Annotated in this window: 9 protein-coding genes and 1 tRNA gene; 6 read left to right on the top strand and 4 right to left on the bottom strand. The window is 56.2% G+C overall.

The window, feature by feature from the left end:
• Positions 1-81: 81 nt before the first annotated feature.
• On the bottom strand, positions 82-1,008 hold the full coding sequence (locus tag CU100_RS03800) for a LysR family transcriptional regulator (RefSeq protein WP_106715196.1): 927 nt from the start codon (positions 1,006-1,008) through the stop codon (positions 82-84).
• Between the two features lie 123 nt (positions 1,009-1,131).
• Here CU100_RS03800 and hglS point away from each other — a divergent pair, with 123 nt between their 5' ends.
• From hglS to CU100_RS03785, 3 genes are all read left to right on the top strand, one after another.
• On the top strand, positions 1,132-2,538 hold the full coding sequence (gene hglS / locus CU100_RS03795; protein WP_106715195.1) for a 2-oxoadipate dioxygenase/decarboxylase HglS: 1,407 nt from the start codon (positions 1,132-1,134) through the stop codon (positions 2,536-2,538).
• An 80-nt stretch (positions 2,539-2,618) separates the two neighbouring features.
• A complete protein-coding gene (gene amaB / locus CU100_RS03790) occupies positions 2,619-4,130 on the top strand; it encodes an L-piperidine-6-carboxylate dehydrogenase (protein WP_106715194.1) in 1,512 nt (503 codons plus the stop codon).
• A gap of 264 nt (positions 4,131-4,394) precedes the next feature.
• Entirely contained in the window at positions 4,395-6,818 is a 2,424-nt protein-coding gene (locus CU100_RS03785) for a bifunctional diguanylate cyclase/phosphodiesterase (RefSeq protein ID WP_106715193.1), read from the top strand.
• Here CU100_RS03785 and CU100_RS03780 read toward each other — a convergent pair.
• Both CU100_RS03780 and CU100_RS03775 read right to left on the bottom strand, forming a co-directional pair.
• Positions 6,781-7,461: a superoxide dismutase gene (locus CU100_RS03780; protein ID WP_106715192.1), complete on the bottom strand. Its 681-nt coding sequence runs from the start codon at positions 7,459-7,461 to the stop codon at positions 6,781-6,783. The genes CU100_RS03785 and CU100_RS03780 overlap by 38 nt on opposite strands.
• A 525-nt stretch (positions 7,462-7,986) precedes the next feature.
• Complete coding sequence (locus CU100_RS03775; RefSeq protein ID WP_106715191.1) at positions 7,987-8,850, bottom strand: LysR family transcriptional regulator; 864 nt, start codon at positions 8,848-8,850, stop codon at positions 7,987-7,989.
• A gap of 91 nt (positions 8,851-8,941) precedes the next feature.
• On the opposite strand from CU100_RS03775, the gene CU100_RS03770 reads away from it, so the two are divergent.
• The gene (locus tag CU100_RS03770; RefSeq protein WP_106715190.1) at positions 8,942-9,832 is read left to right on the top strand and encodes a DMT family transporter; all 891 of its coding nucleotides are present in this window, start codon (positions 8,942-8,944) and stop codon (positions 9,830-9,832) included.
• Positions 9,833-10,336: 504 nt separating this feature from the next.
• Positions 10,337-10,413: transfer RNA gene (locus CU100_RS03765), tRNA-Arg, on the top strand.
• Positions 10,414-10,461: 48 nt separating this feature from the next.
• Here CU100_RS03765 and CU100_RS03760 read toward each other — a convergent pair.
• Positions 10,462-11,688 carry a glycosyltransferase family 4 protein gene (locus CU100_RS03760; RefSeq protein WP_106715189.1) on the bottom strand — a complete coding sequence of 409 codons (1,227 nt, stop codon included), beginning with the start codon at positions 11,686-11,688 and terminating at the stop codon, positions 10,462-10,464.
• 253 nt (positions 11,689-11,941) lie between these two features.
• Here CU100_RS03760 and CU100_RS03755 point away from each other — a divergent pair, with 253 nt between their 5' ends.
• Complete coding sequence (locus CU100_RS03755; protein WP_106715188.1) at positions 11,942-12,166, top strand: hypothetical protein; 225 nt, start codon at positions 11,942-11,944, stop codon at positions 12,164-12,166.
• Positions 12,167-12,316: the final 150 nt, after the last annotated feature.

Raw genomic sequence — 12,316 nt, 5'->3', positions numbered from 1 at the left:
CCGGAAAACCGGCGCATCATCATGCTGTTATAGGATGCGATGCCGACAACGGAAATGAAATTTGTTGAATACATGATGCACTCAACGAATGATCGGCGGCGCCATTTGCCGGTCTTTGACCTGCTCCGCAATCCAGGCGAAGAAGTTTTGAGCCAGTGCATTTTCCTTCTTGTGGTCCGGAACCACAAGATAATAGCTGTTTTCCGTCCGGAGCGGCTGGTCGAAGAGCACGAGCAAACGTTCCGATGCAAGCTCCTGCTCGATCAGGTAACGAGGCAGCAACGCGAAGCCAAGGCCGGCAAGGGCAGCCTCTATCACCATTGAGAAATGTTCGAACCGGTGCCCTTTATATGGACTGGCGATCTCTGCCTGCACCGTTTCGAACCAGGAGGCCCAGGCTTTCGGCCGGGCGGATAAGTGGAGCAGCGGTCCAGAGCGTGCCAAATCGGACGGTGTCTTGATTGGATTGGCCGCGCGAAGTTCCGGACCGCCAACCGGCACGATCAACTCGCTGCACAGATAGGTACAGGTGGCATGCGCCCAGACAGGCTGTCCATAATGAATGGCAAGATCGAAGGGTTCTTCCTCAAAATCAAACGGTTCGGATCGGGACGCAACACTCACCGCCATTTCGGGATGACGGCGCAGAAAGTCCGGCAATCTTGGCATTAGCCAGCGGCTGCCAAAGGTCGGAAGGGTGGCGATGCTCAGGGAAGATGCCGATTGCGAAGCTGCCATGGCGCGCAACATCGTCTCCTCGGTAAGGCCCAGCAGGCGCCGCACTTCCGGAAGGAACTTTTGCCCGGCGTCTGAAAGGACAACCCGCTGGCGGATGCGCTCGAATAACAGTACGCCGATCTGACCTTCGAGCTCGCTCATCTGCCGGCTCACGGCACTTTGGGTCAGGTTTAGTTCCTTTGCCGCCTGCGTGAAACTCCCGTGCCGTGCCGCGCACTCGAATGTTTGAAGAATATCAATGTCCGGGATCAGTCGACGGCTCAACTTCATTCTTGTCTCGCATCAACCCAGTTTGATTCATCGCAATACGCGGGTCCACATCGTATGTATAATCCAGATTGAGCATGACGGCGATGAAATTCGCGGTCTCACCAACATAGCGGAACGATCATTGTGAAATTGACTAATTTTGTCTCAGCAGATGCCATTCGGGCATCTTTCTCATCAGCCATGTCTTCGATGTACCGGACCGAAGTTCCCGCCTATGGCACGCTTTTGTCACTGGTTGCCAAAGTCAATGCCCAGACACTCGCCGCATCTCCCGAGCTGAGGCATAGGCTGGAACAAACCGATACGCTCGATCGGATCTCGGAAGAGCGCCATGGCGCCATTCGCGTGGGAACAGCTGCCGAACTCTCGATGTTGCGCCGGGCCTTCGCAATCATGGGCATGTATCCGGTTGGATACTACGATCTAAGCGAGGCTGGCGTGCCGGTGCATTCCACGGCGTTTCGCCCGGTCAGCGATGCGGCGTTGAAGGTCAATCCATTTCGCGTGTTCACGTCGTTATTGCGGCTGGATCTCATCTCGGACGCCACTCTGCGCGAAGAAGCCCGCAGGACGTTGGAGAGGCGGCAGATATTTTCCGGAAATGCGATCTCTCTCATCGAGAAAGCCGAGGCCGACGGTGGCCTGGATGCGGACGAGGCGACGCAGTTCGTGCGCGAGGTCCTCGAGACGTTCCGTTGGCATGACCGGGCCAGCGTCAGCGGAGAACTTTATAACCGCCTTCACGACGCTCACCGCCTTGTCGCGGACGTCGTGTCATTCAAAGGGCCGCACATCAATCATCTGACGCCCCGCACGCTCGATATTGATGCCGTTCAGGAGTTGATGCCAGCACACGGAATCTCACCTAAGGCAGTCATCGAAGGTCCTCCGGCGCGCGCCTGTCCAATCCTCCTGCGGCAGACCTCTTTCAAGGCGCTGGAAGAAGACGTGTCGTTCCACAACGCTGAAGGTCAATGGGAATCCGGCTCACACACCGCCCGCTTCGGCGAGATCGAGCATCGTGGCATTGCGTTGACACCCAAAGGAAGGGCACTCTACGACCAGCTTCTCGCCAAATCGCGCGAGGTGGTACGCCCCGCGGCCGATGGGTCGAACGCTGATGACTACCTTTCTGAACTCGCTCGCGTGTTCGAAGCCTTTCCGGACGATTGGAACAGCATACGCGAACAAGGACTTGGATATTTCCGTTATTCGGTAGCCGAGTGCTTTCCGCAAAACAGCTTATCTTCCCGCGAGGCCTCCAATATCGCGGCGCTGGTGGCAATGGGAGCCGTTCGGTTCGATCCTATCGTCTATGAGGATTTTTTACCTGTAAGCGCCGCCGGGATTTTCCAGTCCAATCTTGGCGATGATACGAAGCAGAACTTCACTGCAAGCCCTAGCCAGCAGGAATTCGAAAGCCAGCTTGGCGCGGCTGTTCTCGACGAATTCGCACATTATGAGAGCCTCGAACGGGCATCTATCGATGCATGCCTGAGACATTTCAAACCTGTGGCTCTCGCAAGCTAAGCCTGGATATATCAAAATTTCGGGGCGTTTGATAAAAGCGCTGCAAGCCAATTGGCGCATAGACAACAAGGAACGGCAAGATGACCATTGCTCAAGAAGTTCGAATACTCCTCGCCAGGCTCGGTGTTGCCGAGTCAGCGTATACGGGCGGCACCATGCCGTCTTTCAGCCCTGTCAGCGGCGAGAAGGTTGCCGACATCGTCGTCCATTCTGCTGATGAAACGGGCAAGGCGATCGAGCTGTCCCAAGCCGCTTTCCGCGAGTGGCGGCTGGTTCCCGCTCCGAAGCGCGGTGAGCTCGTACGCCTCTTCGGTGAAGAGTTGCGCGCGCTAAAGAGCGAACTCGGCCGCCTTGTTTCGATCGAAGCCGGCAAGATCCCTTCCGAGGGCCTCGGCGAAGTGCAGGAAATGATAGATATCTGCGATTTCGCCGTAGGCTTGTCGCGCCAGCTCTACGGCCTGACAATTGCGACCGAGCGCCCGGGACACCGCATGATGGAAACGTGGCATCCTCTCGGCGTCGTGGGTGTCATCTCCGCCTTCAATTTTCCCGTTGCCGTCTGGTCGTGGAATGCAGCACTTGCTCTCGTGTGTGGCAATTCAGTTGTCTGGAAGCCCTCGGAAAAGACGCCGTTGACTGCCTTGGCCTGCCTCGCCATCTTCGAGCGCGCCGCTAAGCGGTTTGGCGATGTGCCCGCGGGTCTTGCGCAAGTCATAATGGGTGACCGCACCGTCGGCGAAGCGCTGGTCGATCATCCCAAGGTAGCGCTGGTTTCGGCCACGGGCTCGACACGCATGGGCCGTGAAGTCGGACCACGTCTTGCCAGGCGCTTCGCTCGATCCATTCTCGAGCTTGGCGGAAACAATGCCGGGATCGTCTGCCCTTCGGCCGATCTCGACATGGCCGTGCGTGCCATCGCTTTCGGCGCGATGGGAACGGCCGGCCAACGTTGTACCAGCCTGCGCAGGCTCTTCGTCCACGAAAGCGTCTATGACACGCTCGTCCCGCGGCTTAAAAAAGCCTACGAGAGCGTTTCTGTCGGCAGCCCGCTGGATACGTCGGCACTGGTTGGTCCGCTCATCGACAAAGCTGCCTATGAGAACATGCAAAAAGCCCTGAGCGAGGCGGTGGAGACTGGCGGCATCGTGACCGGCGGCAAGCGAGTCGATACAGGCCACGATAACGCCTACTATGTCCGTCCCGCGCTGGTTGAAATGCCCAAGCAGGACGGTCCGGTAACCAAAGAAACTTTCGCTCCCATTCTCTACGTGATGAAATACGACGATTTCGACGAGGCAATCGTTGATCACAACGCCGTTGGAGCGGGTCTTTCGTCGTCCATCTTCACCCTCAATCTTCAGGAGGCGGAGCGCTTCCTCAGCCCGGACGGGTCAGACTGCGGCATTGCCAATGTCAACATCGGCACATCCGGTGCTGAAATCGGTGGCGCCTTCGGAGGGGAGAAGGAGACCGGCGGCGGGCGCGAGTCCGGTTCCGATGCTTGGAAAGCCTATATGCGCCGGGCCACGAACACGGTGAATTACTCGTCGGCGCTTCCACTCGCCCAAGGCGTTTCGTTCGATATCGAGTAGGCACTGCTGCGCATACAGCTGTTCCCGGTGCCGGGCATCGGGGGCAGCTTTTTAAAAGCTCCATACTACATGGAGCCGGTCGCACATCTGTCGGGCGCAATGTATATTTGTGCCAGATTCTCGTAATAATATCCTGCGTTTCTTGTTTGTTTACTTCATTCTTGCCAGCTTCACCCGACTACCACCCAAGTTAGTAGTGTTTTAAGCCGGCCTTAACTGATCACGACATAGCTTCTCCATCAAGCGGGGGCCAAGAGAAGCAGAATGCTAAGCGTATACAATTGTATCGTTAATGAGCACGACTTCCGGCTTGTCCTTCTTGCTGCAGCGGTCTGCACCCTCGCTTCATTCTCAGCCGTCAATCTTCTGCGTCACGCGCGGCGTGCCTTGCACAAGCGGTTCTGGATCGGCGTTGCAGCGCTGGCTTGCGGGTTTGGCATTTGGGCCACACATTTCATCGCCATGCTCGCGTTCTCTCCGGGCCTCCCGCATGGATACAACATTGTCCTCACGTCACTGTCGCTGATCATTGCGATTGCCATGACCGGGCTGGGAACCTATTTCGCCATCGTCAATGAACGCGCGAATGCGGATCTTGCCGGCGGCGCCACGATCGGTGCGGGAATTGCGGCAATGCATTTCACCGGCATGGCTGCCTTCGAAGTCGAAGGCCATATGGCGTGGGACCCGGCTCTTGTGGTCACTGCCGTATTGGCTGGAATTCTCTTCGCCGCGTGCGCGGTACGGGTGGCGCTCATAAAAGGCAGTATGGCAAACCGCCTGTTGGCAACTGCTCTCCTCACTCTTGCCATCTGCGCTCATCACTTCATCGCCATGGGCGCAGCTTCGATCACTCCCGATTCAACTATTGTCGTGCCAGCCGGTACAATCGCGTCCGGGCCGCTTGCCCTCGCCATCGCAATGGGTAGCGTCGTCATCCTCTCTACCAGCCTGACCGGCATCGGCATCGACATACGTGGCCGGCGGCGTGCCCGCGAGATGGAGCGCATGCGCAAGCTAGTTAATGCGGCTGTCGAAGGTCTCGTCATCTGCGACGGTGAAACCATCGTCACGGCAAACGATAGCTTCGCCGAATTGATAGGCATGAGCAGTCGATCGCTCGTGGGTTTGCCGCTCGGCACATTCTTGACCGATGCAGTCCTCGGTTCGAAGTTGCGGGGCGATCAGAACGAGTCCTTTGAAGCCGAACTCATCGCCGCCAGCGGAGTCTCGATTTCGGTGGAGCTAATCGCCCGGGCCGTCGATTTTGGCGAAACACAGCATCGCGCCATTGCGGTACGCGATCTTCGTTCACGCAAGGAAGCTGAGGCGCATATCAGCTATCTTGCCCATCACGATGCTCTGACAGGTCTGCCCAACAGGCGAAGTTTCAACACGAGGCTCGATCAACAGGTTGCGGCAGCTGACATCAATAACGGAAATTACGTTGCCCTCTTTTGTCTTGATCTCGATCGCTTCAAGGAGGCCAATGATCTGTTCGGGCATGCGGCCGGTGATGAGATTCTGCAAAGCGTGGCAAGGACTATCAGCCAGCTATTGGGGCAGAACGAGATGCTTGCACGGCTCGGCGGCGACGAATTTGCCATCATCGTGCCGGGGATCGTCACGCCGAGTGCAGCGAGCCGGCTAGCGGAACAAATTCTTGATGCGCTTCATTCCGAGAACCGGAATTCCCGAGCCGGCTGGATGGTGTCGACCAGTATCGGTATTGCGATCTTTCCCATCGATGGCAATGACCGCGAAACGCTGCTCAACCACGCCGATCAGGCATTATATCGTGCGAAGGCCGAAGGCCGGAACACTTTCCGCTTTTTCGAAGCTTCAATGGGCGTCGAGGCCAAGAGCCGCCGGCTGATCGAACAGGAACTGCGCCAGGCATTGATGCGCAACGAATTGAAAATGGTTTACCAGCCGCAAATGCAGATCGATACAGGTGAGGTTACCGGCTTCGAAGCACTGATGCGCTGGCACAATGCACGCCTGGGCGAAATTCCGCCAACGAGTTTCATTCCGATTGCCGAAGAAAGCGGGATCATCCTCCAATTGGGTGAGTGGGCACTGTTCGTGGCCTGCCAGGAAGCAGCCAGCTGGGAGAAGCCGCTATCGGTGGCTGTGAATGTCTCGGCCATACAGCTCTACAGTCATGATTTCCCGCAAAAGGTGCACAGCGTTCTGCTGCGGACTGGTCTTGCACCGTACCGCCTGGAACTGGAGATCACCGAGACATCCCTGATCAAGGATACGAACCGGGCACTCGCCGCGCTGCGCCACTTGAAATCCCTTGGCGTGCGTATTGCCATGGACGATTTCGGCACCGGGTACTCATCGTTGTCCAACGTTCGTGCATTCCCCTTCGACATGATCAAGATCGACCGGTCCTTCATTAAATCCGTTGACAAGAACGCGCAGGGAGCAGCCATCGTCAAGGCGGTGCTGGGGCTCGGACGCGGCCTCGGGCTGCCGGTTCTGGCGGAGGGTATCGAGACCCCTGACGAGCTCGAGTTTCTCGCCGGGGAATCATGCGCGGCAGGCCAGGGCTTCTATCTCGGTCAGCCGGGACCTATCGAAAACTTCAAACACCTGATTTCAAGCACGGCCAGCTTCGCCGGCGGCATGCAATCAGTTGATGTCATTCCTGAAACTGTTCGCCGGCAAATTCCCAGTTAACGAGCTTGCTGAGAACCGCAGTTACGTGTTTCGGTCTACGATTCTCATAGTCGAGATAATAGGCGTGTTCCCAGACATCGATGCCGACCAGCGCCTTCTTGCCGTCCGCCAGCGGATCACCGGCGTCTTGCATGCCCGCGATCGAGAGCTTGTCGCCGTCCTTGACGAGCCATACCCATCCTGTGCCAAAGACATTGTCGCCCTCGGCGGTCATTTTCTTCTTTAATTCCTCGAATCCGCCGAAACTGCTTTCAATAGCTTGCAGGAATTCACCCTTTGGCGCCGCGGGACCACCCTTGAACTGCTGCCAGTAGAGATTATGGTTCCACGCCTGTGCGGCATTGTTGAAAATTGCGGTGTCTCCATCCTTGTTGGCGCGAATTATCACCTCTTCAAGCGAGAGGTCCGCATAGGGTGTCTTTTCAACCAGAGTATTGAGCTTCTTGAAGTAACCCGCATGGTGCTTGCCATAATGAAGGCCGACGGTCCTTGCTGAAATCGCCGGCGCCAGCGAGTCTTCGGCGTATGGCAGGTCAGGCTGCTTGAAGGGCGCCGCCGCGCGAGCTTTGATAGCTGGCGAGAACAGCGTGGTTACGGCGGCGGCTCCGGAAAGCATCAGCACATGGCGTCGGTTCAACTTCATGTTCATTCTCCTGTTGCTGCGCTACATTTGCACGAAACCAAGTTGACTGAAATCGAAACGTTACGTCCTGCCGGCCCTGCATCGAGCGCTGCCCATCACAATATTTCGATCCAATCGTGAGCATTCCTATCCGTTGGGCGGCGAAGTTCCTGTTGCTCAACCCACATTCGCCATTGAAGCCTTGCCCGGCATCGGTTAGAAACGCTTCGCGCATGAACGATCAACGCGTCTTTCAGGCACCCGTAGCTCAGCTGGATAGAGTGCTGCCCTCCGAATCCTATAAACCATTGATAATAAATAGTTTGTTCCTATTGCTCCCAAAGGATTTTCCGCTGCCGAGACGCACATTTTCTTAGAAGCGGCACGAATTCGCCACTCTCTATCCCTTTCTATAGCTGAGCCTGTCTTATCCCGAACCAGGGCCGCTCGACAATCGACCTGCCGACTTTGCGCCAATGATAATCAACTTAGCATTCCTGAGTGCTCTCCGAATTTTGTCTCTGGCTAGAAAAATGGAAGACCGGACTATGTCATTAGTCCTATCTTCAAAGCAGCTGTCAGATGCTCGGCCAGTAATATGGCCGGCCGCGGCAGGACCAGAGCCCGATGTAATCTGATGTCAGCTGGCGGCAATGCAGGCATGCCATCAGCTTCTGAGAGGATACGCAGGCGCTGTGGACAGGTGCTGGACTTTACGACCGTCACTGCCAGACCTTGCAGCACAATTGCCTCGACTGCGGCTAGGCTGTGGCTGACGAACGCGATGCGCCACGGTCGGTTGGCCGCGTCGAGCGCATCCATCGCCCATTTGCGGAAAAGGCAACCTTCTGGAGAAAGCGCGATGGGCAGGGGATTCATGTGCTCGGCGCGATCCATTTCACCGCTGACCCAGATCGCCTGTTCACGACGAAGCAACTCCCCTTCTCCTTCACCGGCTGGATGCATTGCGATGACGAGATCGAACGATCGCCCGAGCCGAGTCAGCATATGAGCGGTCAAACCGGTTTCCATCTCGATATGAATATTCGGATAAATTTTGGTGAAGGCGGCAATCAAAGGTGGCATGACAGTCATGCCGTAATCATCCATGATGCCTAGCCGCACGCGCCCTTCAAGTTTGTGCTCACGCAGACTGCCCAAAGCCTCTTGATTGAGAACGAGCATGCGGCGCGCGTAGTGCAAAAGTCTCTCACCTGCAGGCGTGAGACCGACCTGAGCGGTGCTCCGGAAAAGCAGCTCGGCGCCTGCCTGCCTCTCCAGCCGTTTCACTTGCATACTAATCGCCGATTGAGTGCGGTTAAGCGTCGAAGCCGCTCGCGTGAAGGAACGGCAATCGGCTACAGCCACAAAAGCTTGCAGCAAATCAAGATTGAGGACCGGGAAGCTCATCGCAAATCACAATCAACTTCATAACATTAATTCCATTTCTTGATTAATAGCTTAGCGATAGCATGGCCGCAAGCTGTTCACCGGAGGTGTCATGGGCGAGATATTGGGTATTGCAGCGGCGTTGCTATCAAGCGTGCTCGGGGGAACATCGGTGGCCGCAACTCGCTACGTTGTCGATTCCATCGATCCGCTCGCACTAGGCGCTTTCCGCTTCGGTATCGGCTTCCTTTTTCTCCTGCCTGTATCCCTGTTAAGTGGTGGACGATGGCCGCGCCGTATTGACTGGGCTGGCGTCGCGGCGCTGGGCGCTCTGTTCTTCGGACTCTTCCCAGTCCTGTTCAATGCATCGCTTATCTATACCACGTCAGCCCGAGGTGCCTTGGCACTATCCACATTGCCGTTGCTAACGATGCTCACTGCGGCACTGCTGGGCATTGAAAGACTCACAACGCGCAAGTTTACTGGCGTGCTCGTGGCAACGCTCGGAGTGGCGGCGGCGCTGCTGACGGATATCTCCAGTGCACCGGCCAATGCTTGGCGCGGCGATCTACTGATGGTTGCTGCCGCCATGTGCATGGCGTTCTACAATGTGTGGTCGCGCCCGTTCATCGCTCGCGCTAGTCCTATAACGTTCGTCTCCATGGGAATGGGAGTGGGCGCGGTTATTCTAATTACAATATCACTATTGAGGGATAGTTTCGAACCGGTCCCGCTATTGAGTTTGCCCTACTGGTCGGCGATCATCTTTCTCGGCCTGTTCGGAGCCGCGATTACCTTTTTCCTTTGGACCTTCGCGCTGGCGCATACAACCCCCACGCGCGTCGCAATATCCATTACAGTCAATCCCATCGCGGCATCGCTTGTCGGAATGCTAATCCTCGACGAGCCGTTTACATTTAACATCATCATTGGTCTTGCCGCCGTTTGCCTCGGGATTGGCTTAGCCACCACCGGAACACGATCCAAAGGAAAGGTGTTGTAGTTGACCCCATTAACGAATTGTCTTCAGAGCCGGAAGGCTTTACGCCTGATCTGCCCCGTGACTGTCCGTCCAGTTTGATGGGCGGTGTTGCCAGAGGCAAACCCGAGTCCATCTCGAGCCGATGCTTATCCCCAATTCCCTTCTCGAATGATGGGCTTGGACCATACCAACTCGTATAGTTCTTGCCGCGTAAATGACGCCATGCCGCTCCTTTTACAGATTCCTGAGTTTCACGGGACGCTGGGTTGAGCCTGGCAAGGTCTTTATCTCAGGTTGAAAGCACCGCACTCGAAATGCGGTGTTTAGCATAGCGTTTGCGTATGGTGTTTGCAGGTCAGCAACAGCGACGTCGGCACACATCAGGCGCATGACGGGATTCGGACCTGTGACCTCTGCCTTCGGAATCCGCACAGCTTCCTTGCACACAACCCACATTCGCCATTGAAGCCTTGCCCGGCATCGGTTAGAAACGCTTTGCGCATGAACGATCAACGCGTCTTTCAGGCACCCGTAGCTCAGCTGGATAGAGTGCTGCCCTCCGAAGGCAGAGGTCACAGGTTCGAATCCTGTCGGGTGCGCCATCTCATCATACACAAGTAGCGAACGTCCAAGGCAAGCCGAGTATTAGTTCACGATAGTGCGCCTGCTCGCCGGCGCGCGCCGACTGCCTCACAAGTCTTCAGGATTATCTTTTTGGCTTCGTTGGCGGCATCCGCCATCCCGATCACTCTGTTTGCGTATTTTTCAGCCGAAAACATTGTTTCTGCATATTGCCGGGCGGCACTGCCGATCTGAAGCCTGTGCGCTTCAGAGTCGTGGAGCGTTTCGAGGGCGGAGCGTATGCCGTCCACCTCCTTGTTCGGGTCCACCTTGATCACACACTCGTCGGGTAACTCCAGATAAAAGCCGGCATCAGTGACTATAGTTGGTTTGCCATGCAGCAGTGCCTCGATGGCCGTCGCTGATGCGCTTTCCAGAACCGGCCAGCGTAGGCAACTTACCACGTCTGCATCTTGCAGGTGTGCCGCCAATTCGTCGTCGTCCACATGGCCCAACAACTCTATTTCGACGCCTTCTTGCACCGCCTGCGTCTCGAGACGGTCTCGGATCGTGTCCGTAACTGAACCCACCATGCGATATATGATGCATTTCCGCAGATTGGACGAACCAATCGCCTTGATCATCGAATGGGAGCGTTTGTTCTCGGTGATGTTTCCGACAGTCAGTATGACGAACTTTTCGTTGTGGGGCGGACGGGCTTCGCGTGCATCGCCCCGGTCATATGCCAGTGCGACCGTCGAGACAGGTCCGGCACACGACCGCAACACCCTGCTGATGTCCCACGCACTATGCGCAATTACTCCACTTGCCATCGCGCATATCCACTCCGTCATCGGCGATGTCCGGCGCGTCCCCTCGATGAAGGATTCTATATCCTTGTATCCGAAGAACGAGAGGGCCGCAGCGTCGCCATACCAGCTTCGCAGGAGCCTTTGTGCTTCAGGAACCTGCGATTCTGCCCACGAGTGAAACAGATTGCCCAGGTAATAATCGTGCAGGCAAACAATGCCCGGATTTTCCGGCAGCCACTCAAGGCAACCCTCATGATATGGGTAGTGATTGCCGATCTGATAAACAGCGAGCGAATCCGCAAGTGCCGCTTCAACCTGCAACTTGTTGTTCCATGCAATCAGCGGTGCGCCGAAGTCATGCGCCGGGAGCGCGAGGAATTTCTCCATCTCGACGCGGACGACGGTGACCTCATGTCCTTTGGCGACCAGCGCCTTTGTGACAAGCGCTGTTGAGCGGCCAATGGCAGACTGTTTCAGTGCCGGTGTGAAAACAACGATCTTCATGCACCAGCGCTAGCATTCAACTGCAGTCACGATCAACAGTTTGCTGCCTTCGCGGCCATATCCATCGAAAAGTCTGAGGTCCCGACTAAAATTTCCCGTCTCGCGATACCCGAGGTGCGAGAGATCGCGCATTATTTTGGGGCTTTAGTGAACTGGGTCGTCCAAAGGGATGAACCTCATATCCGGATGAGTATTTTGCGGCACGAGAACGAAAGTGCGATGCTGGGGGTAGGTGAGTTTTGGGAGTGCGAAAATGCGCTACATCATTGAAGGCAAGGAGGTCGATTCCTGGCCACACGGCACACGAGATGCCGTGCCGCTGATCAAGGTGGCCGATGTACAACCGCCTGTTCATCTGCTTACACAGTTGCTTGTGGCAGCTTCAGAAGCAGCCCGTCTCTCTCACAAGGCGATAAACGGTTCTGTTATTCTGCATGTAGATGGCAAAGAGGTGGGTACCTTCCGCGAGGTAATCTAGTCCACCGGGAAATAACCATTTGATCCAGCAAAACAACTCATTCAGTCAGCACTACCGGGTGCGGATCATGTCGGCTCGTCATCGTGACGGCTACGGATGCGTGCACTCGTGGCCGCGGTGCCACCGCATCCCGTCATCAAAGTCTTTTTT

The organism is Phyllobacterium endophyticum, assembly GCF_003010935.1.
Lineage (GTDB): Bacteria > Pseudomonadota > Alphaproteobacteria > Rhizobiales > Rhizobiaceae > Phyllobacterium > Phyllobacterium endophyticum.
Note: the sequence above shows the minus strand (reverse complement) of the source record. Positions and strands in the feature narration are given on the sequence as shown.